This window comes from Nocardioides ginkgobilobae (assembly GCF_054781275.1).
Genome location: NZ_BAAGUS010000002.1, coordinates 272,217 through 296,741 on the forward strand (window position 1 = coordinate 272,217; position 24,525 = coordinate 296,741).

A 24,525-nucleotide genomic window follows, 5' to 3' on the forward strand; every position below is an offset into this window, starting at 1 on the left:
CCCCGCCGCGTGGGGTCCCCGGCCCCCTGGCACGACCTAGACTCGAGTCGTGCTGAGGACCCCCGTGGTGGACGCGTCCGCCGCCTCGACGTACCTCCCGCCCCTGGACTTCTGGGGCGTGCTGTCGACCTGGGTCTTCGAGCCGGTGCCGATCATCCTGACCGCCTGGATCGGCGGGCTCTACCTCCTCGGCGTCCGCGCCCTCCGCGCCCGCGGGGACTCCTGGCCGGTCGCGCGGACGATCTCCTTCGTCGTGCTGGGGCTGGGATCCTTCGTCTTCGCGACGAGCTCGGGCCTGGGCGCCTACGACACGACCCTGCTCAGCGTGCACATGGTCCAGCACATGGTGCTGTCGATGGTCGTGCCGCTGGCGCTCGCGCTCGGTGCCCCGGTCACGCTGGCGCTGCGCACCCTGCCCGCCGCGCCGCGGCGCTGGCTGCTGGTGGTGCTGCACTCACGGCTGGCGAGGGTCCTGACCTTCCCGCCGCTGGTGCTCGCCCTCTACATCGTCTCGCCGTGGGCGCTCTACTACTCCGACTGGTACCCGCTCACGCTGGAGTCGACGTACTGGCACGAGGCGATGCACCTGCACCTGGTGCTGGTGGGCTCGATGTTCTTCTGGCCGCTGATGGGCATCGACCCGGTGCCGGGGCGCGTGGGCTACCCCTTCCGGGTGCTCATCACCGTCCTGACGCTGCCCTTCCACGCCTTCCTCGGGGTCACGATCATGGGGCAGGAGACGCTCATCGCCGAGGAGCACTACCTCGCACTGCGGGAGGGGCCGATGGGTGCCTGGCTGCCCGACGCCCTCGACGACCAGCACCTCGCCGGCGGCATCCTGTGGGGCTCCGGCGACCTGATCGGCCTGGTCTTCTTCGGCGTGCTGTTCGTCCAGTGGGTGCGCTCGTCGATGGCCGAGGCCAAGCGGGAGGACCGTCGGCTGGACCGCATCGAGGCCCGCGAGGCGGCGCGCGGGGCGAGGGTCCCCGCCGACCAGTGATCCTGCGCGCTGCGACAGACCCCTACGATGGCCCCGTGAGCGACACCACTGCCTCCCGCAAGCCGTTGAAGGTGCTCGTCTACAGCGACGACGTCAACACCCGCCAGCAGGTCATCCTGGCCCTGGGTCGGCGGCCGCACCCGGACCTGCCGGAGGTGGAGTACGTCGAGGTCGCCACGGAGCCGGTGGTGATCCAGAACATGGACGCGGGCCACATCGACCTCGCGATCCTCGACGGCGAGGCCGTCCCCGCCGGGGGCATGGGCATCGCCAAGCAGCTCAAGGACGAGATCTTCCAGTGCCCGCCGGTGCTGGTGCTGACCGGGCGCCCGCAGGACGCCTGGCTGGCCACCTGGTCGCGGGCCGAGGCGGCACTGCCGCACCCGCTGGACCCGATCCGGCTCGCCGAGACCGTCGTGGCGCTGCTGCGCTCGCGGGTCCCGGCGCCCACCTCCTGAGCTGCGTGTGAGCAGCTGGGCGGAGGTCCTCGGCGACCTCGTCGCCGGGAAGGACCTCACCGAGGCGCAGACCGCCTGGGCGATGGGCGAGGTGCTCGCTGGCCAGGCCACGGACGCCCAGGTCGCCGGCCTCGCGGTGGCGCTGCGGGCCAAGGGCGAGACGGTCGCCGAGGTCGAGGGGCTGGTCGCCGCGATGTACGCCGTCGCCACGCCGCTCCCGGTCGCCGGCCGCACCCTCGACGTCGTCGGCACGGGTGGTGACCGCTCCATGTCGGTGAACATCTCCACGATGTCGGCCATCGTGGCCGCGGGCGCGGGTGCGCGCGTGGTCAAGCACGGCAACCGCTCCGCCTCCTCCAAGGCGGGCACGGCCGACGTCCTGGAGCAGCTCGGGGTGCGGCTGGACCTGCCGGTGGCGCGCGTGGCCGAGGTCGCCGAGGAGGCGGGGATCACCTTCTGCTTCGCCGCGGCCTTCCACCCGGCGCTGCGGCACGCGGCCGCGGCTCGGCGCGACCTCGGGATCGGCACCACCTTCAACCTGCTCGGGCCGCTGGCGAACCCGTCGCGGCCGGCGGCGCAGGCGATCGGCTGCGCCTACGAGGGCAAGACCGAGCTGATGGCCGGCGTCTTCGCCCGCCGCGGCGTCGACGCGTGGGTCTTCCGCGGCGACGACGGGCTGGACGAGCTCACGACCACCACCACCTCCTCGGTGTGGCGGGTCCACGACGGCGTGGTCACCCCGGGCCGGGTCGACCCGCGCGACCACGGGCTCGCGCTCGTGACGCCCGAGGACCTCCGCGGCGGCGACGCCGCCCACAACGCCGAGGTCGTGCGGCGGGTGCTGGCCGGCGAGCAGGGGCCGGTCCGCGAGGCGGTGCTGCTCAACGCCGGCGCGGCGCTCGCGGTCCACGGTGACCCGGGCGCAGAGGTCGGGGCGGCGCTGGACGCCGGCATCGCCCGGGCGCGCGAGGCGATCGACTCGGGTGCGGCCGCAGCGCTGCTCGAGCGGTGGGTGGCGGCCACCGCCTCCTGACGCGCGGCGCCGTCGGCCCCTGCTCGGTGGATCAGCCCTCGTCCCACCCGCTGGGGGCGGTGAGGAGCTCGACCTCCTCGGAGGTCTCCTCGATGGTCCAGCCGGCGTCCTCGAGGGCCGCGGTCAGCGGATGGTCGGTGCGCAGGAAGGCGACCTCCGCGCCGGTCCCACGCACGAGGTCCTGCCAGTCGCGCTCCAGGTCCAGGATGTCGACGTTGCGCTCGAGCTCCGCGGTGGTGAAGGTGTCGCCGTAGCCGTGCATCACCAGGTGCAGCTGCGGGTAGGCCCACATCACCAGGCCCCCGTCGCCCCAGTCGTTGAGGACGACCGTGCCCGCCGGCAGCGCCCCGAGCTCGCGGTCGACCCAGGAAGGCTGCGTCGGCGGCTCGTCCGCGGTGTGCGGCACCACCAGGGCCAGGACGACGAGCGTGCCGGCCGCCGCGCCGAGGGCGAGCGGGAGCTCGCGACGGGAGGTGGGCCGCCGCGGCTGGGGCACGAGCGACTGGAGTGCCGCTGCGGCGAGGGGCGCGAGGGTCACAGCCGCCAGCGGCATGGTGCGGTTGGAGTAGAGGGCCAGGCCCAGGCCCAGGCCGAGAAACAGCACCCTCGGCCAGTCCGCGCCGCGGCGCAGCCACACCAGCAAGGCGGGGACGGCCAGCAGCATGAGGGCCGCCCCGTTGGCGCTGGTGAAGTCCGGGGCAGCCCACTCGGCGAAGAACCGGCCGCGACCGGCCACGGTCAGGACCGCCGGGTACAGCGCCGGCCCGACCGGGGTCACGGCCGCCGCGAGCGCGCACGACCCCAGGACGGCCAGCTGGCGGCGTACCTCCCGGGCGGGGGGACGGCGGTGCAGCACGGCGGCCAGGACACCGACGGCGCCGACGACGAGGGCGAAGGGCCACATGCCGTGCCACATCGCCCAGAACCAGGTGAGCGGCACGAGCAGCCAGGGGCGGGCTCCGGTGGTCGCGGCCTCGCGCCAGGCGTGGACGGTCAGCGCCATGAAGGCGTAGCTGAGGACCTGGGGGCGGGCGGAGAGCGCGGGGGCGCAGGCGGTGACGGTCACCGCGACCACCACCGCGACCACGAGGAGGTCGGCGTGGCGGCGGCAGGTCCAGGCGAGGGCGAGCAGGAGCAGCACCAGCTGCAGGCCCGCGAACCAGGCGACGCCGGGGAGTCCGGCGAGGTCCTCGGCCCACGCCATGACGACCTGGGGGAGCCACTGGGTGGGCACCCAGTCGCGGGTCGCCAGCGGGGTGACGCTGCCGGGGTCGGTCAACGACCAGCCCGAGAGGAACTCGCTGCCGAATCGCAGGTGGAAGAAGGTGTCGGGGTTGGTCAGGGGTCGCGCCGCCCGGCGCGCGACGGCCACGAGGACGCCGAGCAGCAGGAGTGCGGGCAGCCAGGTGCGCGCGAGCCGCGAGACCACGCCGGCCGGCTCAGTCCAGACCGAGGGAGAAGGCCGACTCCAGGTCGTGGCGGGAGTAGGCCCGGAAGGCGATGTGGGTCTCGGTGTCGGTCACTCCCGGCACCTTGTTGAGCCGGTCGGCCACGACCGCGGCCACGTCGTCGTGGTGCCGCACCCGGACCAGGGCGATGAGGTCGATCTGGCCGGTCACCGAGTAGACCTCGGAGACCCCGTCGATGGCGGCGATCGCCTCGGCGACCTCGGGGATCCGGGCGACGTCGGCCTTGACGAAGACGATGGCGGTGATCACCGGCTCACCGTACCGGCGCCGGTCGGCGGGCACGGCGTCATCGCACGGGACGGTGGGCGGGTCGCAGGCCGCGCCGCTCCGTGGGGTCGGCCAGCGCGCGCCGGGAGTCGCGCACCCGGTCGTGCACGCCCAGCTCGCGGACGGCGCCGGCGACCGGGCACACCCACTCGCCGGTCACGTCGACCAGCCGGATGCCGGGCTGCTCGAGCCAGGCGAGGATCTTCTCGGTCTCCTCGACCGTCGCCGCGGGCACCGGACCGGGAGCGGTGCGGACGGTCTCGGCGCCGGCCCGCAGCTGCTCGACGTAGGTCACGGCGTCGGCGCCCGAGGGGATGACGCCGGCGGCGGCGAGCCGGCCGAAGCGGACGACGTGGACCGACCAGCGACCGTCGTCCTCGCGGCGGGCGGCGACCACCTCGTGGCAGCCGCTGAGCGCGCCGACGCGCTGGGTGCGGGCGGCGGCGCGCACGAATGCCGCCAGCCGGTCGCGGTGCACGCCGGCCTCCTCGAAGCGCTCGTCCTGCGCGAGCCCGGCCATCCGGTGGTTGATCTGCTCGACCACCAAGTCGGGCCGGCGCAGCAGGGTGTCGCGGAGCTGGCGGACCACAGCGGCGTACGTCGCCTCGTCGGCCGTGCCGTCGCAGGGGGAGAGGCAACGGCCCATCTCGGCGAGGACGCAGGGGGTGCGGGTGGTGCGCGGCCCGATGCGGTCGGCGCACTGGCGCACCGGGAAGGTCTCGTGGAGCGCTTCGAGGCAGGCCTGGGCAGCCTTGCGGGAGCCGAAGGGGCCGAGGTAGTCGGCACCGTCGTCGAGCACCCGCGGCACGAGGGACAGGCGTGGCCAGGGCTCGCGCGTCAGCTTGACGAAGTGCGTCTTCTCCGGGTGCCGGGAGCGTCGGTTGTAGCGCGGCTTGTGCTCGGCGATCAGCCGCAGCTCCCGCACGGCCGCCTCCAGGGGCGTGGCGCACTCGATCGCGGTCACCGAGGACGCCAGGCCGACCATCTCGCCCATGCGCGAGCGGGTCTCGGAGGCGGTGAAGTAGGACCGGACGCGGGTGCGGAGGTCCTTGCTGGTGCCGACGTAGAGCACCCGCTCGGTCTGATCGCGGAAGAGGTAGACGCCGGGGGAGTGCGGCAGGCCCTCGGCGAGGTGGCGCTTCTTGCGCTGGGCCGTGGTGACCCGCGAGGTGAAGGTCTGCAGCTCCTCCAGCGTGTGCACCCCCAGGCCGCCGAGCCGCTCCATCAGACCGTGGAGCACGTCGACGGTGGCGCGCGCGTCGGACAGCGCACGGTGGTTGGGCGTCGTGGTCGCACCGAACAGGCGGGCCAGGGAGGAGAGCTTGCAGTTGGGGGCGTCGTCGCGAGTGATCACCCGGCGCGCCAGGCGAGCCGTGTCGACCACCTCGAAGCGCGGCCAGGGGCGCTGCTGCTGCGCGGCGAAGTGCTGCAGGAAACCCACGTCGAACGGGGCGTTGTGGGCGACCAGCACCGTGCCGGTCGCGAACTCCAGGAAGGCCGGGAGCGCGCTGTCGATCGTGGGGGCGCCCGCCACCATCGCGTTGGTGATGCCGGTCAGCACCGCGATGAACGGCGGGATCTCGGTGCCCGGGTCGACCAGCGTCTGGAACTCGCCGAGCACCTCGCCGCCACGCACCTTGACCGCGCCGATCTCGGTGATCATCGAGCCCGAGGTCGGCGAGCCGCCGGTGGTCTCCAGGTCGACCACGCAGAACGTGAGGTCGCGCAGCGGGCGGCCGAGCTCGTCGAAGCTCCGCTGGCTCTCCCAGAGGGTCCCGGCCCCGGCACGACTGCTCACGTCGACGACGCTAGGTCCGGGCACCGACAACGGTGCGGCGGCGCGCGGTCCGGGCCCGGAGCACGTGCCCGCGGCACTAGGCTGGGACCTGCCGACGCCGGGTGCGTGCCGGCCGGGCGCCGCGGCGCACGCAGGACGCTGGGGTGCGGGAGGAGGCTGCGGTGGAGGAGGGCACGATCCGGCTCGAGGAGCTGCCGGTCGCGGTCCGGACCCGGGTCCTCACCCTGGTCGCGGACGTCCTCCCCGACGTCGCCCAGCTGCCGGCGCCGCTGCGGAAGGTCGCCGGCTTCGCCCCCGCCCGCCGGGCTCGGCTGGGGGCTGCCGCGATCACCGCGGGGCTCGACGACGCCGGGCTGCGGGACCGGATCGCCCACCAGGTGTCGGTACGCCGCCAGGACGAGCTCCGCGCCCTGCGCGACGGCACGATGCACGACGCGCTCGAGGCCGCTGCCCTGGACTGGCTGGTCCGGCCCCAGGGGTGGACCCGCCGGCTCGACGACTCGGTCACCGTCGTGGCCCAGCAGGCCGCCCAGCAGGCCCAGGTCGTCGCGGCCGCCCGGGACGAGCGGTGGCAGCAGCGCGCGGAGCAGGCCGAGGCGGAGCTGCGAGAGGTGCGGGCGTCGTACAAGCAGCAGGTGGAGGGGTACAAGTCCGAGGTCGCCCAGCTGCGGCGCAAGCTGGGTGAGGCGCGGGCCAAGGGTCGCGACGTGGACCAGGAGGCCGTGCGCGCCGCCCGGGAGGCGGAGGAGGCGCGGGCCGCCGCCGAGGTCGCCCTGGCAGCGCGAGAGAAGGAGGTGCGCAGGCTGCGGGCCGAGGTCGAGCGGCTGGAGGCCGAGGCACAGGAGGGGCGTCGCGGGACGCGCAGCGAACGCGAGCACGCGACCGCCCGGACCCGGGTCCTGCTCGACACGATCCTGGAGGCCACCGCCGGGCTGCGCCGCGAGCTGGCCCTGCCCCCGAGCACGTCCACACCCGGGGAGCGGGTCGAGGAGACCCTGGCCGCCACGCCCGCGGCCGTCGGGGCCCGCTCGGTGCCCGAGGTGGGTCCGGCGCTGCTCGAGCAGTACCTCGCGCTGCCACGCGCCCGGCTCGTGGTCGACGGCTACAACGTCTCGATGAGCACCTGGTCCTCCTCCTCGCTGGAGGCCCAGCGGACGCGGCTGCTCGGCGCGATGGCACCCCTCGTCGCCCGCACCGGGGCCGAGACCACCGTCGTCTTCGACGGCGCCGACGCCGAGACCCGTCCGCCCACCGCCGCGCCCCGCGGCGTCAAGGTGCTCTTCAGCCCCCAGGGCGTCATCGCCGACCAGGTCATCGGCGAGCTGGTCGAGGCCGAGCCTCGCGGACGCGTCGTCCTCGTGGTCAGCGACGACCGAGAGGTCCAGGCGCGGGCCCAGCGGGCCGGGGCCCGGGCGGTGCCGTCAGCCGCGCTGGTGGGCCTGCTGCGGGGCTGAGCCAGGGCGCCTCGGTGTCGGCCAGCTCCAAGAATCGGGGGTCATGCGGCAAGCAAGGGCCGCCACGCCGGCAAGAAGCAGCAGCATGACGCCGAGCGCCGGAACGTCTCCGACGGCGACCAGCACGGGATTGATGCGCCAGGCGTCATCAGGGCTGATCGAGTAGGCGTTTCGCGCGGCGGCGAAGGCGTACACGCCGACCTGCACTGCCAGTAGCGGGGGCAGCGCAGCGCGAGCTGTCCTGCCGGCTCGTTCGACGCTCAGGGCGAGAGCCGGGAACATGCAGGCGAGAGTCTCTAGCGTCAGCCGGTAGCCGAAGAAGCCCGCACCGCCGGCGAAGAAGTTGAGCAGCCCCTGGATGACGGCGTAGAGCAGTCCCGAGACCAGGAGCGTCCTCGACCACCCAGGCAGATCTCGCCAGCTGCGCACGAGCGCGGGTAGCAGCAGCAGCACGCACGGGGTCAGGACGAGCAGCCCGCGACCCGGTGAGATCCACAGACCCGCAAAGTTCAGGATTTGGTTGGCCCGGCTCTCCTCAGAAGCATTCGAGGCGTACGTGGCAACGGTCGCGTACCCCCCGGCCGGGTCCCACTCGCCGTACATCCATCTGCTCCAGATTGCAGCCATGACCATGAAGGTCGCGCTGGGCATACCCACAGCCAGCACCACGAACAGTGACCGGCGGCGTAGTGCGTTTCCAACACCGACTGCCGCTGCGATGGCCGAGACGTGCAACCGGCCCCACAGGCCGATGCCACCGAAGAGGCCGGCCAGCCACCACTTGTCGCGAGACGACGCCCAGGCCATCCCTGCGATGGCGAAGGTCGTCAACGAGTGTGGCCACAGGCTCTCGGCGTTCACGGTCCACACCGGGGTGGCGAGTCCTAGCGCCGTGACCGCCACCATGGTCCGGGCCGGCCCCAGGAGAGGCCGGAGCGTCGAAGCGAACAGCAGCAATGACCCGAGGGTCAGGGCAACAGCGGTCGCGGCAGCGGGCACGAGCGAGAAGTCCTCGACCGCCGTCCCGCCGCCACGCAGGAAGTAGGCAGGCACTCCCACCGCAATCGCGCCCGGCGACCGAAACACGGCGAGGTGCCCGTTCTCCGCTTCTCCGGTCCAGAGCGACTGGCCCTCCTTCGTGGGGACCAGATCAAGGGGGAACCCGTCGAACCAGGGAGTTCCCGCCGTGGCGATCCGCCACGCTGCCAAGCTGGCCGACAGGACGTCGTTGGAGAGGTTGGCGACCGAGGCCGTCGACGCGTAGATGCTGGTGACGAGAAGCGCCCACACGCTCCAAGCAAGACCCTCTCGTCGACGCGAAGACGCCCACCTGTCCCGAAACACGGGGTCACGGTGTCACGTTCTGACTGGCATGTGCCGTGAACAGGCTCCTTCGTGACGAGCCGTCATCATTGTCGGTGGCTCCTGTCACCGTCACGGACATGACGACGAGGATCGACTGCGACACCTGCGTGGTGCGCGGACTGGCGTGCCACGACTGCGTGGTCACCGTGCTGCTCGGGCCGCCGCCCGAGCTGTCCTTCGACGAGGAGGACCGAGAGCTGCTCGGCGCGCTCGCCGCCGGTGGGCTGGTGCCGCCGCTGCGACTGGTGACCGCGGCGGAGGGCCCGAGCGAGGCCGAGGAGCAGCACCCGGGCGCAGCGACCGCGTGACCAGCTGGCACGGTCTGGAGGTCGTGACGGGTGGTGCCTGAGTGACGCGTGTGACCAGTGTGCGCGTGGCGGGACGCGGAACGCGGTGAAATCATCGCTGGACGTGCGGTGGAACTTGGCCGGCCGCGAGACGAACGACTACCGTCGCGCGGGGTGCTCGTGGGAGCGGACCGGGGACGGGTCCGCGCGGGTGCCGTGACTTTCGAGGAGTGCCTTCGCTCGTGCAGCAGCGTCGAACGCGGATCACCACCCTGCTCTTGGGCGCCCTGCTGGCCGGTCTAGTGGGGCTCGTCCCCTCGACCCCGGCGCAGGCCGAGCCCGACATCGCCGACGTCGAGGCCCGGGTCGACCGGCTCTACCACGAGGCTGAGCAGGCCTCGGAGCGCTACAACGACGCCCGGCTGGAGCTCGAGGAGCTCGAGCGCGACCTCGCCGCGGTGAGCTCCGACCAGGAGCGCCAGGACCGCCGGCTGCGCTCGGTCCGCGAGCAGGTCCGCGACGCGGTGATCCGCACCTACGAGGGCCACACGCTCTCCGCCGTGGGTCAGGTCGCCCTGTCCGGCGACCCGTCGGACTTCCTCTCGCAGCTGTCCACGATGACGGCCTACGACGACCTCACCGACCAGCTCTTCGACACCTACGCCGGCGAGGTGAAGGCGCTCGGGATCCGCCTCCAGGCCACCTCGCAGCGCGCCGCCGAGGTCGCGCAGCTCGAGGAGCGGCTCGCCGAGGAGAAGGCGACCATCGAGGAGAAGCTGGAGGAGGCCGAGGGTCTGCTGGCGCGTCTGGAGGCCGAGGAGCGCGAGGAGATCGTCTCGCGCGACAGCGAGCGGCTCCCCACCGACGTGCCCGCGTCCGGCCGAGCCGGAGCAGCGATCCAGTACGCCATGGCCCAGGTCGGCAAGGCCTACGTGTACGGCGCCGCAGGCCCGAGCGCCTTCGACTGCTCCGGGCTGACGATGATGGCCTACCGGGCGGCCGGGATCAGCCTGCCGCACTCCTCGAGCGCCCAGTACTCCTCGGGGACGCGGATCGCCGAGAGCGCCCTGCAGCCCGGTGACCTGGTCTTCTACTACAGCCCGATCAGCCACGTCGGCATCTACCTCGGCAACGGGATGATCGTCGACGCGGCCAACCCGAGCTCGGGTGTGCGGGTCGCCCCGCTGCACTCCATGCCCTACGTCGGGGCCGTCCGCCCTGGCTGAGCCCGACGCGCCGCCCCGCCGCTCGTGGCGACGGGTGCTGGCCACGCTGCTGGTGGCCACCGTCGCGGTGGTCACGGCTGTCGTGCTGCTGAGCGAGGACCGGTACGTCGCACCCACCCCACCACCGGCGGTCGTCGGTGTCGACGCGGGCGGTGCCGCAGCCGTCCTGGCCGAGCTGGCTCAGGCCCTCTCGCGAGGTGATGCGGAGGCCAGTGCCGCCCTCGCACCGAGCGGGGACGCTGCCGCGCAGGACCTGCTGGCCGCGCTGGCCGACAACGCGTCCCGACTGCGGGTCGGCGAGGTCGGGCTGCGCTTTGTCGACCAGGTCGGTGTCCTGGGGCCGGGCGGGACCTGGACAGCCCGGGCCGACCTGACCTGGGTGCTGCGTGGGCAGCCTGCGGGCCCCGCGCGCACGGAGGTCGAGGTGGGGCTGCGCCAGAGCGGGGACAGCGTCGAGGTCACCGGGTTCACGGGAGGGCGCGTGCCGCTGTGGCTGCGCGGACCGGCCCGGGTCGAGCGGGCCGGGGACACGCTCGTGGTCACCGCGGGGCAGGACCCTACGCCGTACACCGCTCTGGCGACGCGGGCGCTCCCGCAGGTGCGCCGCGTGCTGCCCGACCTGGTGGGCGGTCTGGTCGTCGAGGTTCCCGGCAGCAGCGCGGAGCTCGACGCGGTCCTGGGGGTGCCCGAGGGGACCTACCGCGGCGTGGCGGCGGTGACGGCCTCGGTCGACGGCCGCACCGTCGGGTCCGCTCCGGTCCACGTGTTCGTCAACCCCGAGGAGCTCGGACGGTTGCGGCGGACCGGCGCCCAGGTGGTGATGACCCACGAGGCCGTCCACGCGCTGACGGGCGCACCCACGAGCCGGGCCCCGGTGTGGCTCGTCGAGGGCTTCGCCGACTACGTGGCGTTGCGTGACGTGGACCTGCCCCTCGCGACGACCGCCGCCCAGGTGCTGGAGCAGGTGCGTCGCGAGGGTGCGCCCAACCGGCTTCCGGGGGAGGCGGAGTTCGACGTGACGGCTCCGCACCTGGGTGCGGCGTACGAAGCCGCCTGGCTGGCCTGCCGCGCCCTGGTCCAGCTGGCGGGCGAGCAGGCGCTGCTCGACGTCTATGCCACCGCGAGCGAGGGCACCGACGTGGAGACGGCCCTGCGGCAGCAGGCAGGCGTGGACCTCGCGACCCTGACCGACCGGTGGCGCACGCTGCTGCTGGATGCCGCGGAGCCGGCGTGAGAGCTCGCCGCGTGTCGCTCGGGGTGCTGCTGGTGGCCGGCGGCGCCTTCGTGGTCCTGTCCGCGGTGCTCGTGCCGTGGTCCCCGGTGCCGGGCGGCACCCCGTCGCCGGTGCCGGTGGAGGACGTCTTCACGGCGACGGAGGTGGCGCGGGCCGAGGACTTCACGGGCACGCTGTGGACCTGGTCGGCCCTGTCGATGCTCGTGAACCTGGCGGTGCTCGCCCTGCTGGCCGCGTCCGCGCGGGTGCGTGCCGCCGTGTCGCGGCTGCCGGGACCGTGGTGGGCCCAGGCGCTCCTGGCGGTGCTGGTCGTCGAGGTGGTCTCGCGGCTCGCGACGCTCACGTTCTCGGTGCTGCAGCGGCGCCACGTCCTCGACGCCGGCCTCTCGGACCAGTCCTGGGCCGGTTTCGCCCGGGACGCGGCGGTCTCGGAGGCGGTCGACGTGGCGGTCACGGGACTGCTGGTCGTGGTGCTGGTCGGGGTCGCCCGGCGGTGGCGCACAGCGTGGCCGGCCGTGGTCGGGGTCACCGTGGCCGTCCTCGTCGCGCTGGGGAGCTTCGCCTACCCGGTGGTCGTCGAGCCGCTCTTCAACCGCTTCACCCCGCTCCCGGACGGCGAGCTGCGCAGCGGCGTGCTCGCCCTCGCCGAGGCCGAGGGCGTCCCGGTGGACGAGGTGCTGGTCTCGGACGCGTCGCGTCGTACGACGACGCTCAACGCCTACGTCTCCGGCTTCGGCGGGACGCGACGGGTGGTGCTCTACGACAACCTCGTCGAGGACGTGCCGACCCGGGAGGCGCTGACCGTGGTGGCGCACGAGCTCGCCCATGCGCGCAACGACGACGTGCTAGTGGGCACCGCGCTCGGGGCGCTGGGCGCCGCGACGGCGGTCGGCCTCCTGGGCGTCGCGCTCGGACGACGGCGGCTGGGGGACCCGCGGGTCGTGCCGGTGCTGCTGGTGCTGCTGGCCGCCGGGACGCTCGTCACGGCGCCGGTGCAGAGCGGCATCAGCCGCCGGATCGAGCTGCGGGCCGACGTCGAGTCGCTGCGCTACACCGGTGACCCGGACGGCTTCGTCGCGCTGCAGCGGCGGCTGGCGCTGCGCTCGTTGGCGGACCCCACGCCCCCGGCGCTGTGGCACTGGGCGTTCGGCTCGCACCCCACCGTGCTCGTGCGTGTGGCCCTCGCCCGGTCCTGACGGACGGGGGGAGGGCCACACGGGTCGAGCTGGGTGCCGGTCAGTCGCAGTCGGTCGCCGTCTGCGAGGCCACCGAGGTGCAGGTGTCCTCGAACAGTCCCCGGACCCCACCGCCGAAGGCGAAGACTGCGAAGACGATCAACGTTGCGATCCCGGCGATGAGGAGGCCGTACTCAACGGCCGATGCTCCTCTGTCGTTGTGTGTCGACAACGTGATCAGCAGGTACCGGAGCCCTCGTTCGAAATACAGGTCTTGGTGTCGGAGAAGATGCCTTCGATCGTCCCTCCGAAGGCGAAGACGACGACGACGATCAGCGCCGCGATGCCGGCGATCAGCAGGCCGTACTCCACGGCCGAGGCGCCGCGCTCGTCGCGGGGGTCGAAGCGGGCGTCCAGCATGATGCGCAGGAACTCGAGCATGGTGTGTCTCCCTGGTGGTCGTGGCCCCCGACGGGGGACCTCATGGGCACCATCCTGACGGCCCGACCCGGTCCGGATCATCGGCTGGAGGTGCGAGGCCGGGTAGTCAGTTCGGACTAGACCGCCCACCTGGCCGCGCCCCCAGCTGGACGCAGGGCACGTCGTCAGGAGGCGTTGGGCCCGGGGTTGACGCTCGAGAGCAGCCCGATCCGCATGGCCGTGACCAGCGCCTGGGCCCGGTTGGCGGCGCCCAGCTTCTGGTAGATCCGGGCGATGTGCGACTTGGCGGTGGACTCGCTCATGTAGAGCTGCGCCCCGATCTGGGCGGCACCCAGGCCGTCGGCCAGCAGCACCAGCACCTCGTGCTCGCGGTCGGTCAACCGGGTCGACTCCGTCGCGCCGCGCCGCATCATCGCCCCGACCAGCCCGCTGCAGATGAACGAGCGCGGGGAGACGTGGGCGTGCCGAGCCGCCTTGACCACCTCGGTGGACGGGGCGTCCTTGCCGACGAAGCCCGACGCCCCTGCCTCCATGGCAGCGAAGATCTGGTCGTCGCCGGAGTGCATGGTCAGCACGATGAGACCGACGTCGTCGTGGTCGCGACGCAGCGACCGCACGATGTCGAGGCCGGTGCCGTCGCCGAGCTGGAGGTCGGTCACGACGACGTCGGGCCGGAGCTCCGCGAAGCGCGCGAGCGCCTCACGGACCGAGCCGGCCTGACCGACGACGTGCATATCGGGCTGGAGGTCGAAGACGCCGGCCAGACCGGCGCGGATCAGCTCGTGGTCGTCGACCAGCATGACGGAGATGGACTCGCTCATCGAGGAGAGGTCACCTGCTTCGTTCGGGGGGTGGAGGGAGCGGTGTCGCCGACCGGCTCGGGGGAGAGCCGGACCGTCACGTCCAGACCGCCGTCGGGGGGCTCGGTGATGCTGAGCTCGGCGTCGATGAGACGTGCGCGCTCCCTCATGATGCCCATCCCGTAGGAGTCTGTCCGCGCCTCGCCCAAGCCGCGGCCGTCGTCGCGCACCGAGATGGCGGCGTACGGCGCCGCGACCTGGCAGTGGACCCGGATCACGTGCGCGTGTGCGTGCTTGACCGCGTTGTTGAGCGCCTCCTGGGCGATCCGGAAGAGCTCGGCCTCGACCTCGGGGCGCAACCGCTGAGGCTGCTCGTCGAGGGTGACCTCGATCGGGACCCCGGAGGTCTGGCTGAGGTTGCGAGTGACCCCGATGATCGCGGTGCCCAGTGACTCGCTGGTGCCTACGGTGGTGCGCAGGGTCGTGACCGAGCGCCGTACCTCCGCGACGATGGCCGTGACCCGCTCGCGCAGCATCATCAGCTGCGCCTCGAGCTCGGGGGTCGGGGCGGCTGCGGCGAGGGCGTCGACGACGTACCCCAGCGAGGCGATGTCCTGCGCCACGCCGTCGTGCATCTCCCGGGAGAGCCGCTGGCGCTCGTCGGCGGTGGCGATGTCGCGGAAGCCTTCGAAGAGCAGCCCCGTCTGGAGCGGCACGGACCGCTCGACCAGCACCTCCTGCAGCCGGACTACCCGACGCCGGAGCTGTGCGTCGTCCAAGGCGCTGTGGTCGGCAAGCGTGCCGCTGACGACGGCGACGGTGCCCCGGTGTCCTTCGAGCGGGAAGCCGAAGCAGCCGTGGTGGACGATCACTTGTCCCCTCGCCCAGCTCCGGGCGGCGATCTCGGCACAGCGGTCGGGATCAGCGTCGGCGAAGGTCTTGGCGGCCAGGGTCGTGAGGTGATCGTCCTGGGGCACGGCGATAGCAACCACCGACGCGGGCACCTCGTCCAGGACCGAGTCGAGGATCAGTCCTCCGAGGCTGCGCGGGTCGAGCCCGGCGGAGAGCCCGATGCTGAGGTCGTTCAGCTCGCGCAGCAGGTCGGTGGCGTGCCGGTAAGGCGCCAACGGGTCGTCGTCGCGCAGGGCGCCGCGGACGAAGGTGGCGACCATGCCCAGAGCCAGGCCCATGGTCGCCCACGTGAAGATGCCGAGGGACTGGTCGCTGGTCAGCGAGCCCTCGAGCAGGACCGTCAGCAGCACGACCGTGATGAGCTGGGCGGACAGGGCGAGCAGCACGCCGCGGAACCCGCGCCACAGGCCGGCCGCGAACGGCGGCACGGCCAGCGCGCCGAGCACGGCCAACGAGTCGATGGTCAGCGCCACGACCACGCCGACGAGGCCGGCGTCCAGCACGCCGACCAGCCCCCGGGCACGGGGCAGCCGGAGCTCGAGCACGACGGACGCCAGCCACCCGGACGCCAGAACCACGAGGGCGACCACCGAGGTCACGTCCCGGTCCCACAGGATCGGCCCGCCGAGCGCCAGCAGCACGAAGCCGCGCGCCGCCGCCGAGATCCGCAGGTCCGGGGTGATCCGCATGGTGGTCAGGGCCGGCTCAGAAGCTGTCCATGATGCTGATGACCGCCGGGCCCATCACGGCGACGAACAGGGTCGGCAGGATGCAGAAGATCAACGGGACCGTGATCTTGACCGGCACCTGTTGGGCCTTCTCCTCGGCCCGCTGGCGGCGCTTGACCCGCATCTCGCTGGACTGGATGCGCAGCACCTGACCGATCGGGACGCCGAAGGAGTCCGCCTGGACCATCGAGCTGACGAAGCTCTTGAGGTCGGCGACGTTGGTGCGATCGGACATGGCGCGCAGCGCCGCGGCCCGACCCTGACCGATCTGCATCTCGCGCAGCACCCGGGAGAACTCGTCTGCGAGGGGGCCCTCGGTGTTGCGGGAGACCTGTTGAACCGCGGCGTCGAAACCGAGCCCGGACTCGACGCTGATGGTCATGAGGTCGATCGCGTCGGGGAGGTCCCGCTGGATCTGCGCCGACCGGTCGTAGGCCTTCTGGTAGAGGTAGAGGTTCGGCGCGAAGAAACCGATGACCAGCCCCGAGACCACGACGACAATCCGCACCGGGGTGCCGGCGCCCAGCATCAGGCTGAAGAGCAGCGCGATCAGCAAGCCCGCCACGGCCCCGACGATCTTGCCCGAGGTGACCCGGTCAACGGTCCAGCCGTCCGGGTTGCCGGCGAGGTCGAGCTTGCGCCGGATCCGGTCCGCGGAGTCGGCGCCCGACAGGCGACGGCCCAGGCCGAGCGTGCGCGCCTGCAGGGGCTCCCAGACCCGCTCGGTGAACGGACGGTCCACCTCGTCGGTCAGCGCCTTCGGTGCGGCCGTCATCGCCTGGAGGACCGCAAGCGACTTGCCGACACCGGAGGCCTCGGCATCGGAGGTGGTGGCCGAGGCGACGAGCACGATCGAGACGACGACGAGCAGGACACCGAGCACGAGCAGCAGGGTCATCTCACACCTCCACCTTCACCAGGCGGCTCATCCAGAACACTCCCACACCCAGCCACGCCGTGGCACCGATCATCATGACGAGTCCGAGCGGCTCGGTGAACATCACGCTCACGTAGTCGTAGTTCGTCAGCAGCAGGTACACCATGAACAGCGGCGGCAGCAGGCCCAGGACCCACGCAGAGAGCTTGCCCTCGGCTGCCAGTGCGGCGACCTGGCGCCGGACGTACTCCCGCTCCCGCATCGTGCCGGCGACGGTGTCGAGCAGCTCGGCGAGATTGCCGCCCACCTGACGCTGGATCCGGATGGCCATGACCACCCACTCGAAGTCCTTGCTCTCGAACCGCTCGGCCAGGCCCTCGAGCGCGTCCTCGATGGTGACGCCCAGCCGGGTCTCGACCAGCACTCGCCGGAACTCGGTGGAGATCGGCTCCGGCCCCTCGCGTACGACGGTGTCGACCGACTGCGCGAGCGAGAGCCCGGCCGACAGCGACCCGCTGATGAGCTGCAGCGTGTCGGGCAGCCCCGCGTTGAACGCCTTGCGCCGCCGCGACTGCCGGATGCCGAGGTAGACCCAGGGCCCCACGACCCCGAGACCGATGAAGAGCAGCCCGAGCAGGATGTTCCCGGCGCCCAGCAGCAGGCCGAGCACGCCGGCGACGACCACGACGCCGGTGTGGACCAGCAGCCACTCCGCCGGCTTGAGCTCGCTACCGGCGCCGTCGAGTCGGGCAGCGATCTTCGCCTCGAGCCCCTTGTTGCGCTTCAGCACGTTGGCCGCGGCGTCCTTGGCCTGGGCGATCGCCTGCTCGGTGTCGATCCGCGGCCCCTCGGGCTCGGTCGCCCCTCCTGCCTTCGCGGTGTAGGACACCACGCGGTCGGCCGCCGTGGGCGCGGGTGCCGGGGTGGGCACCAGCAGCACCAGCAGCACGACCAGCCCGACCCCGAGCAGGGCGATCCCGGCGTACATCGCCCAGGAGGGGAGGGCCCAGCCGCTGCTGCGGACGAGCTGGTCGTCGACGCCGGTGCCGCCGGCGATCGACTGCGCGACCGTGGCGAAGGCCTCCGCGCGCAGGTCGCCGGCGCTGGTCGTGAGCGTCACCGCGACCTGCTGCTCCACGCTCTGCAGGTCGGCCGGCACCTCCGCCGTCACCAGCACCTGCCGGGTCAGGGCGTCGGCCTCGGCGGCGAACGTCCCGCTCAGCGCCTCGCTCGTGGCGGGGATGACCTGGCCGCCGCCGGCCTCGGCCAGGGTGGTGAGGTCGCCGCCGGGACTCTGCTCGAGGGAGACGACGTCGAGGGTCACCTCGGCGGCGGAGACCGCGGCCGTCACCGACTCCAGGGTCGTCTCTGTGGTGTCTGCGCCGTCGGACAGCACGACGAGGGTGCGCTGCCCCTCGGTGCCGGCCATGTCGACGGCGCTCAGCACGCCGTCGTACAGCGCGGTCTGGCCCGACAGCGTGAGCTCGCCGATGACGGCGCGGGCGGCGTCGCGGTCGGTGGTCGGTGCCAGGGGCTGGGCGACCTCCCGGGCGAAGGTGACGATGCCCAGCGAGACGTCGGCGGGCAGACCGTCGACGTAGGCGAGGGCAGCGGACTGGGCGGCGGCGAAGCGCTCGCCCTCCATGGAGTTGCTGGTGTCCATGACCAGCACGGCGGTGCGCTGCACGGCGCCCGAGGTGCCGGCCGGCTCGGCGGTGGCCTCCACGTCGGTGCCGCCGACGCTCACACCCACGGAGTCGAGGTCGGGATCGGCCGAGGGCGGGAGCGAGACGACCAGCTGGACCCGGCCGTCGTCGGTGGGCTCGACGTAGGAGATCGCCGCCCCCTCACCGGCGCCCCCGGACGTGCTTGCGCCCCACGCGGCGGTGGGCAGCAGCAGCCCCAGCAGCGCGGCGAGGAGGAGGGCGACCTTCCGCATCACATCCGGTCCGTCGCGAAGATCATCGGGTCCACGGTGACGTTGGAGTGGGCCATCTTCTCCAGGAACTTCGGCCGCAAGCCGGTCGGGCGCAGCCGGCCCAGCGAGCGGCCGTTGGCGTCGAAGCCGAGGGAGTTGTCGTAGACGAAGATGTCCTGCAGCGTGATGACGTCGCCCTCCATCCGCTCCACCTCGGTGATGTGGGTGATGCGTCGTGAGCCGTCCTTGAGCCGCGACTGGTGCACGATCAGGTCCACCGCGCTGGCGACCTGCTCGCGGATGGCGCGCACCGGCAGGTCCATGCCGGCCATCAGCACCATCGTCTCCATGCGCGAGAGCGTGTCGCGCGGGCCGTTGGAGTGCAGGGTGCAGATCGAGCCGTCGTGGCCGGTGTTCATCGCCTGGAGCATGTCGAGCGCGGAGGCGTCGCGGACCTCGCCGACGATGACGCGGTCGGGCCGCATGCGCAGGCTGTTCTTGACCAGGTCGCGGATCGTGACCGCGCCCTTGCCCTCGATGTTGGCCGGGCGCGACTCCAGACGCACCACGTGGTCCTGCTTGAGCTGCAGCTCGGCGGCGTCCTCGATGGTGACGATCCGCTCGTCGCCGGGGATGAAGGACGACAGCACGTTGAGCGTCGTGGTCTTGCCGGCTCCGGTGCCGCCGGAGACGATCACGTTGAGCCGCCCCCGCACGCAGGCCTCGAGGAAGTCGCAGGTCTGCGGCGTCAGCGAGCCGAACGAGATCAGGTCGAGTGCGGTCAGCGGGTCCGCTGCGAACTTGCGGATCGTCAGCGCCGAGCCGTCGACCGCCAGCGGGGGCACGACCGCATTGACGCGCGAGCCGTCGGGCAGGCGGGCGTCGACCATGGGGGAGGACTCGTCGACGCGACGGCCGATGCGGGAGACGATCTTGTCGATCGTGCGGCGCAGGTGGGCCTCGTCGGCGAAGTGCGCGTCGGCGGGCACGAGCTTGCCCCCGCGCTCCAGCCAGATGTCCTTGTGGCCGTTGACCATCACCTCGGAGACGTCGGGGTCGCGCAGGAACGGCTCGATCGGCCCGTAGCCCAGGATGTCGTCGCTGATCTCCTGGGTCACCCGCTGCCGGTCGCTGCTCGACAGCGGCCGGTCCTGCGCGCTGAGCACGTCGGCGAGCACCGCGCGGACCCGCTGGTCGAGCTCGTCGGAGTCCATGTCCGCGTCGTACAGGTGCGGGCCGAGCTGCTTGAGCAGCTCGCTGTGGACGCTGCTCTTCAGCTCCTCGATCCGGTCGCCCGCCTGGGCGGAGAGCCGGCGCTTCGGCTCCGCCGCAGGGGTACGACGGTTGGCGGCGACGGCCGCGGCACTGCTGGCACCCGGGGCGGGCGTGCCGGGTTCGCCCGCGGTGGGGACGGCGCCGTCGGCGGTCCCCGGGCCGGCGGGGTCGGTGGCGGCGTCCCCGGAGCCCTGACGCGCGGCGGCGAGGCGGTCGGCGAGACTGCTCATGGGTGCTACCTCCTGAGCCGGAAGCGGGTGCGGCCGCGGGCTGCCTCGTCACCCGCGGCGTCGGTGGGTGCGGGGGCCTCCGGCTCGCCGAGCCCGGCGAGCGGCACCCCGGCGATCTCGGAGGCGAGGGCGCGGACGGCCTGGCTGCTCTGGTGTCCGGGAGTGGCCACGACGATCGGGTTGCCGGAGTTGGTGGCAGCGGCGACGTCGACCGAGGAGGACACCGCGGCCGCGACCGGCATGCCGAGGATGCCCTCGACCTTGTCGGGGGTGATGCCCACCGCGTCGTCGGCGCGGTTGAGCAGCAGGTGCCGGTGGCCCCGGGCGATGTCGAGCATGTCGAGCGTCTCCAGGGCGACCTTGACGTTCTTCAGCGTCGGCACGTCGAGGGTGGCGACGATGACGCACTCGTCGGTCTCGTCCAGCGCAGTGAGCACCTGCTCGTCGAAGGACGGGGCCGTGTCGACGACGACGAAGTCGAAGCTCTCGCGCAGGGTGCGCAGCACCTTGCCCACGAGGGCGGGGGAGACCCTCTCCCGGACGTCGGGATGGGCCGGTGCGGCCAGGACCATCATGGAGTCGGCGTGCCGGGTCAGCAGGGTGTCGAGCTGCGCGGCGTCGAGGGTCTCCTCGGACCCGATCGCGTGCTCGATCGAGTGGGTCGGGAAGAGCTGCATGGTGATCGCCACGTCGCCGAAGGCCAGGTCCAGGTCGACCAGGCAGACCCGTCGCGCACCGCGCTCGGTCAGGGCCAGCGCGAGGTTGACCGCCACGGTGGTCTTGCCGACGCCACCCTTGGGGGAGAAGACGGTGACGACCCGGCCGAGCTGCTGCGCCCCGCTGGGCCCGCGCAGGGCGGTCCACAGCTCCCGAGCGCGCTCGACCGCGCTCCTCAGCGACGTGGCGTCCTCGACGTCGACGACGTCGCGGGCCCCGGCCTTCATCGCGTTGGCCAGCACGGTGGTGTCGAGCTTGTCGCGCACCAGCACGACGCTCACGGTCGGACGCGACGTGCGCAGGTCCTCGCAGACCTTGAGGCAGTCGTCGAGGTCCAGGTGCGGGCCCAGCACCGCCACGAACTCGTCGGGGTGCTGGTCCAGCCAGGCGCGCATGCGGTCGAGGGAGTCGACGCCCTGGCTCCCCGGGGGCAGGCTGGACAGCAACGCGGTGACCGCGCTGGTCTCGGAGTCGACGGCGACAGGCATGGGCTCTAGTTCTGCAGCAGGTTGTCGACGGTGGTGGCCGGGGCGAGGGTGACCTTGGAGTCCTCGGTGAGGAGCGCGAAGGACAGCTCGCCCTGCTGCTGGGCCAGCAGCACGCGCTGCATCTGGGCCTGGCTGACCGAGAGCGTGATGAGGGTGCGGGGGAGCGACTCGACGACCTGCTGCCCGCCCTCCTGGCCCTGGCCCTCGGTGGTGGTCGTGGTCGTCGTGACCGGGGTGGTGGAGCCGACCGCGATGACCGTCACGCGGGTCAACAGCACGCTGGAGAAGGGCGCTCCCGTGGTCGGGTCCGCGCCGGTGAGGAAGATCGCGACCTCGGAGCCGGGGTTGACGAAGCCGGCGACGCGGGCGGGGTCGGTGAGGTTGATCGACATCGCCATGTCCCCTTCCTCGGGGATGTTGAGGCGGGTCTCCTCGACCGCGGTGTCACCGAGCTTCTGGGGCACGACCTGCTCGCCGGGGTAGATCACCGTCAGCGCGATCTGCTCGGCGACGTCCCCGGTGGTGACCAGCGCACCTGGCAGCACCTGGCCGCGCGGCACGGCCTGCAGCGCCAGCTTGCCCGCGGCCGCGGCGTCGGCGATGCGCTCGCCGCGCTCGATCTGGGCGGTGGCCACGAGGACCTCGGTCGTCTCGAACCGCTCCTCGGCGCGGTTGTCGGCCCCTCGGACGTACAGGAAGACCAGCACCGTCCCCAGTGCGGCGACCACGGCGGCCGCGACCAGGAGAACCCTGCGTCGGTCCATCGGTGAGCCTCTCGTTCGTGGGGACGAGGGATCCCCACCCCCATGTACCCGTGCCATGCAGGGACACCGAGGCGTCCCCCTCCACGGATCATGCTAGGGACCAACGACCCTGGCGAGAGGCATTTTCACCCAATTGCCGACGGCACCGGTCCGGGCACGCCGGACGGGGGTGGAGGGGGACGACGCAGGTTCAGTCGTAGAGCGCGTCGACGTGCGCCCGGGACTCCCGCACGACGACCGAGCGGCGCAGCTTCAGGCTGGGCGTGAGCTGCCCGCCCTCCTCGGTCCACTCCTCGGCCAGGACCGTGAACTTGCGGATCGACTCGGCCTTGGACACCGCCTTGTTGGCCTCCTCGACGGCCTCCTCCACCGCCGCCCGCACCTCGGGGCCGTCGAGCAGCTTCTCCGGGGAGCCGGACAGGCCGTGGGTCTGCGCCCAGACCGCCAGGGCCTCCCGGTCGATGGTGACCAGGGCGCCGATGAAGGGCTGGCCGTCACCGACCACCAGGCACTGGTCGACCAGCGGGTGGGCGCGGACCCGGTCCTCGAGCACCGCGGGGGCCACGTTCTTGCCGCCGGCGGTCACCAGGATCTCCTTCTTGCGACCGGTGATCCGCACGAAGCCCTCGTCGTCGACCTCGCCCACGTCGCCGGTGTGGAACCAGCCGTCGCGCTCCAGGGCCTCGGCCGTGGCCTCCTCGTTGCCCCAGTAGCCGGCGAAGACCTGGCCGCCGCGGAAGAGCAGCTCGCCGTCCTCGGCCACCCGGACCGCGGTGCCCGGCAGCGGGCGTCCGACGGTCCCGATGCGGTGGGCCCCGGGCAGGTTGACGGTCAGGGCGGCCGTGGTCTCGGTGAGCCCGTAGCCCTCGAGGACGGTCAGCCCCACGCCGCGGTAGAAGTGGCCCAGGCGCTCGCCCAGCGGAGCGCCGCCGGAGACGGCGAAGGTGCAGCTGCCCCCGAGGGCGGCGAGCAGCTTGCCGTAGACCAGCCGCTGGAAGAGCGCGTGCTCGGCGCGCACCCGCACGGGGACCCGGCCCTTGTCCTGGGCCCGCGACCAGGCGATCGCGGTCTCGGCAGCGCGGTCGAAGACCTTCCCGCGCCCCTCGGCAGCGGCCTTCTGCGAGGCGGTGTTGAAGACCTTCTCGAAGACCCGCGGAACGGCGAGGATGAACGTCGGCTGGAAGGACTGCAGGTCCGGGAGCAGGTTCTTGACGTCCGGGCTGTGGCCCAGGCGAGTGCGCGACATCACGCTGCCCACCTGGATGATCCGGGCGAAGACGTGGGCGAGCGGCAGGAAGAGCAGCGTCGAGGCGCCCTCGGTGTCGAAGAGCGAGTCCAGCTCCTCGGTGGCGACGCCCAGCTCGAAGAGGAAGTTGCCGTGCGTGAGCATGCAGCCCTTGGGCCGTCCGGTCGTGCCGGAGGTGTAGATGATCGTGGCCAGGTCCAGCGGGGTGGTGGCGGTGCGCCGCTGCTCGAGCACCTCGTCGGTCACGTCCTCGCCCAGGCGGCGCAGCACGTGCACGCCGTTGTCGGCGAAGGACCACACGTGCCGCAGGTCCTCCAGCCCGGTGCGGGCGGCGGAGACCCGCGCGGTGTGGTCGGGGCCCTCGGTGACGACCGCGACCGCCGCGGAGTCGGCGAGGATCCACGCGACCTGCTCCTCGGAGGAGGTCTCGTAGACGGGCACGGTCACCGCGCCGGCCCACCAGATGGCGTAGTCGAGCAGCGTCCACTCGTAGCGGGTCTTGGACATGAGGGCGACCCGGTCGCCGGCCTCCACGCCAGCGGCCACCAGCCCCTTGGCGACGGCGCGCACCTCGGCGGCGAACTGGGCGGCCGTGACGTCGCTCCAGCCCCCGCTGCCGTCGGGGCGGCTCATCACGACGGCGTCCGGAGCCTCGGCCTCGTTGCGGACGACGGCGTCGGTGAGGTTGCCGGTGGTGGGGACCTCGACGGTCATGGGCGTCGAGTACTCGCGCACAGCGGGCTCCTCGTTCCTGGTCTGGTGGACGTGCCCGGGCACGTTACCGCCGTCGGCGTCGTCCGCCTCATCCGGTACGCTCGCGCAGCCGGACCGGGTCCGTTCCGGCCGCATCGCTGTGGCCACGGTCACGGTCCGGGACGAGGCTGGACGAGGGCTCGACGAGCCGAACGAGGGAGTCGCAGTGGCTGAGCAGACCACGTCGTCGATCGTGATCGACGCCGCACCGGCGGACGTGATGGCCGTGATCGCCGACTTCCCGGCGTACCCCGCCTGGGCGAAGGGCGTCACCGTCGCCGACGTGCGGGCCACCGGCCCCGACGGTCGAGCCGAGCAGGTCTTCTTCGCCCTCGACGTCTCCCCGATCAAGGACGAGTACACCCTCGCCTACACCTGGGACGGCGACCGCGAGGTCACCTGGACCCTGGTGGAGGGCAAGATGCTGCGCGCCCTCGACGGCGCCTACGTCCTGCGCGACAAGGGCGGCTCGACCGAGGTCACCTACCGCCTGGCCCTGGACGTCTCGATCCCGCTGATCGGGATGCTCAAGCGCAAGGGCGAGAAGATCCTCATCGACACCGCGCTCAAGGGGCTCAAGAAGCGCGTCGAGCAGCTGGGCTGAGCCCGC

General features: G+C 72.7%; 23 protein-coding genes. 9 read left to right on the forward strand and 14 right to left on the reverse strand.

The window, feature by feature from the left end; translation table 11 throughout:
• The first annotated feature begins 49 nt into the window (after positions 1–49).
• The 3 genes from ACYVID_RS03605 to trpD are packed head-to-tail and all read left to right on the forward strand — an operon-like array spanning position 50 to position 2,491.
• On the forward strand, positions 50–1,000 hold the full coding sequence (locus ACYVID_RS03605) for a cytochrome c oxidase assembly protein (RefSeq protein WP_460734477.1): 951 nt from the start codon (positions 50–52) through the stop codon (positions 998–1,000).
• Between the two features lie 35 nt (positions 1,001–1,035).
• A complete protein-coding gene (locus ACYVID_RS03610; RefSeq protein ID WP_460734479.1) occupies positions 1,036–1,458 on the forward strand; it encodes an Rv3143 family two-component system response regulator in 423 nt (140 codons plus the stop codon).
• A 7-nt stretch (positions 1,459–1,465) separates the two neighbouring features.
• On the forward strand, positions 1,466–2,491 hold the full coding sequence (gene trpD / locus ACYVID_RS03615) for an anthranilate phosphoribosyltransferase (protein ID WP_460734481.1): 1,026 nt from the start codon (positions 1,466–1,468) through the stop codon (positions 2,489–2,491).
• 31 nt (positions 2,492–2,522) lie between these two features.
• Here trpD and ACYVID_RS03620 read toward each other — a convergent pair whose 3' ends face one another.
• From ACYVID_RS03620 to ACYVID_RS03630, 3 genes are read right to left on the reverse strand one after another with little or no spacing between them, the layout of a single operon-like run.
• Positions 2,523–3,920 carry a hypothetical protein gene (locus ACYVID_RS03620; protein WP_460734483.1) on the reverse strand — a complete coding sequence of 466 codons (1,398 nt, stop codon included), beginning with the start codon at positions 3,918–3,920 and terminating at the stop codon, positions 2,523–2,525.
• A gap of 10 nt (positions 3,921–3,930) precedes the next feature.
• Positions 3,931–4,209 carry an Lrp/AsnC family transcriptional regulator gene (locus ACYVID_RS03625; RefSeq protein WP_300645851.1) on the reverse strand — a complete coding sequence of 93 codons (279 nt, stop codon included), beginning with the start codon at positions 4,207–4,209 and terminating at the stop codon, positions 3,931–3,933.
• A 37-nt stretch (positions 4,210–4,246) separates the two neighbouring features.
• Positions 4,247–6,025 carry a DEDD exonuclease domain-containing protein gene (locus ACYVID_RS03630; protein ID WP_460734485.1) on the reverse strand — a complete coding sequence of 593 codons (1,779 nt, stop codon included), beginning with the start codon at positions 6,023–6,025 and terminating at the stop codon, positions 4,247–4,249.
• A 161-nt stretch (positions 6,026–6,186) separates the two neighbouring features.
• Here ACYVID_RS03630 and ACYVID_RS03635 point away from each other — a divergent pair, with 161 nt between their 5' ends.
• On the forward strand, positions 6,187–7,479 hold the full coding sequence (locus ACYVID_RS03635) for an NYN domain-containing protein (RefSeq protein ID WP_460734487.1): 1,293 nt from the start codon (positions 6,187–6,189) through the stop codon (positions 7,477–7,479).
• Here ACYVID_RS03635 and ACYVID_RS03640 read toward each other — a convergent pair.
• A complete protein-coding gene (locus tag ACYVID_RS03640) occupies positions 7,447–8,769 on the reverse strand; it encodes a hypothetical protein (RefSeq protein WP_460734489.1) in 1,323 nt (440 codons plus the stop codon). The genes ACYVID_RS03635 and ACYVID_RS03640 overlap by 33 nt on opposite strands.
• A gap of 152 nt (positions 8,770–8,921) precedes the next feature.
• On the opposite strand from ACYVID_RS03640, the gene ACYVID_RS03645 reads away from it, so the two are divergent.
• From ACYVID_RS03645 to ACYVID_RS03660, 4 genes are all read left to right on the forward strand, one after another.
• Complete coding sequence (locus ACYVID_RS03645; RefSeq protein ID WP_460734491.1) at positions 8,922–9,152, forward strand: hypothetical protein; 231 nt, start codon at positions 8,922–8,924, stop codon at positions 9,150–9,152.
• Between the two features lie 221 nt (positions 9,153–9,373).
• A complete protein-coding gene (locus ACYVID_RS03650) occupies positions 9,374–10,357 on the forward strand; it encodes a C40 family peptidase (protein WP_460734493.1) in 984 nt (327 codons plus the stop codon).
• Positions 10,358–10,391: 34 nt separating this feature from the next.
• The gene (locus tag ACYVID_RS03655) at positions 10,392–11,591 is read left to right on the forward strand and encodes a hypothetical protein (protein WP_460734495.1); all 1,200 of its coding nucleotides are present in this window, start codon (positions 10,392–10,394) and stop codon (positions 11,589–11,591) included.
• Positions 11,588–12,787 (forward strand): M48 family metalloprotease, encoded by a 1,200-nt coding sequence (locus tag ACYVID_RS03660; protein WP_460734497.1) that lies wholly within the window; start codon positions 11,588–11,590, stop codon positions 12,785–12,787. Before ACYVID_RS03655 ends, ACYVID_RS03660 begins: the two co-directional genes overlap by 4 nt.
• Before the next feature lie 40 nt (positions 12,788–12,827).
• On the opposite strand, the gene ACYVID_RS03665 is transcribed toward ACYVID_RS03660, so the two are convergent.
• The 10 genes from ACYVID_RS03665 to ACYVID_RS03710 all read right to left on the reverse strand — a co-directional run bounded on the left by ACYVID_RS03665 (position 12,828) and on the right by ACYVID_RS03710 (position 23,897).
• Positions 12,828–12,998 carry a Flp family type IVb pilin gene (locus ACYVID_RS03665; protein WP_460734499.1) on the reverse strand — a complete coding sequence of 57 codons (171 nt, stop codon included), beginning with the start codon at positions 12,996–12,998 and terminating at the stop codon, positions 12,828–12,830.
• A 5-nt stretch (positions 12,999–13,003) separates the two neighbouring features.
• Positions 13,004–13,207 (reverse strand): Flp family type IVb pilin, encoded by a 204-nt coding sequence (locus tag ACYVID_RS03670; RefSeq protein ID WP_460734501.1) that lies wholly within the window; start codon positions 13,205–13,207, stop codon positions 13,004–13,006.
• 164 nt (positions 13,208–13,371) lie between these two features.
• Complete coding sequence (locus ACYVID_RS03675; RefSeq protein WP_460734503.1) at positions 13,372–14,028, reverse strand: response regulator transcription factor; 657 nt, start codon at positions 14,026–14,028, stop codon at positions 13,372–13,374.
• Entirely contained in the window at positions 14,025–15,608 is a 1,584-nt protein-coding gene (locus ACYVID_RS03680; RefSeq protein ID WP_460734505.1) for a sensor histidine kinase, read from the reverse strand. The genes ACYVID_RS03675 and ACYVID_RS03680 overlap by 4 nt, the downstream gene beginning before the upstream one ends.
• 16 nt (positions 15,609–15,624) lie before the next feature.
• Positions 15,625–16,545, reverse strand: a complete 921-nt coding sequence (locus ACYVID_RS03685; RefSeq protein WP_460734507.1) for a type II secretion system F family protein — start codon at positions 16,543–16,545, stop codon at positions 15,625–15,627.
• Position 16,546: 1 nt separating this feature from the next.
• Positions 16,547–18,463, reverse strand: coding sequence for a type II secretion system F family protein (locus tag ACYVID_RS03690; RefSeq protein ID WP_460734509.1), 1,917 nt, complete (start codon positions 18,461–18,463; stop codon positions 16,547–16,549).
• Complete coding sequence (locus tag ACYVID_RS03695; RefSeq protein WP_460734511.1) at positions 18,463–19,947, reverse strand: CpaF family protein; 1,485 nt, start codon at positions 19,945–19,947, stop codon at positions 18,463–18,465. Before ACYVID_RS03695 ends, ACYVID_RS03690 begins: the two co-directional genes overlap by 1 nt.
• 5 nt (positions 19,948–19,952) lie before the next feature.
• Positions 19,953–21,152 (reverse strand): AAA family ATPase, encoded by a 1,200-nt coding sequence (locus ACYVID_RS03700; protein WP_460734513.1) that lies wholly within the window; start codon positions 21,150–21,152, stop codon positions 19,953–19,955.
• Between the two features lie 5 nt (positions 21,153–21,157).
• The gene (gene cpaB / locus ACYVID_RS03705) at positions 21,158–21,916 is read right to left on the reverse strand and encodes a Flp pilus assembly protein CpaB (RefSeq protein WP_460734515.1); all 759 of its coding nucleotides are present in this window, start codon (positions 21,914–21,916) and stop codon (positions 21,158–21,160) included.
• 190 nt (positions 21,917–22,106) lie between these two features.
• Positions 22,107–23,897 (reverse strand): AMP-dependent synthetase/ligase, encoded by a 1,791-nt coding sequence (locus ACYVID_RS03710; RefSeq protein WP_460734517.1) that lies wholly within the window; start codon positions 23,895–23,897, stop codon positions 22,107–22,109.
• 184 nt (positions 23,898–24,081) lie between these two features.
• Here ACYVID_RS03710 and ACYVID_RS03715 point away from each other — a divergent pair, with 184 nt between their 5' ends.
• Complete coding sequence (locus ACYVID_RS03715; RefSeq protein WP_460734519.1) at positions 24,082–24,519, forward strand: SRPBCC family protein; 438 nt, start codon at positions 24,082–24,084, stop codon at positions 24,517–24,519.
• The last annotated feature ends 6 nt before the right edge of the window (positions 24,520–24,525 follow it).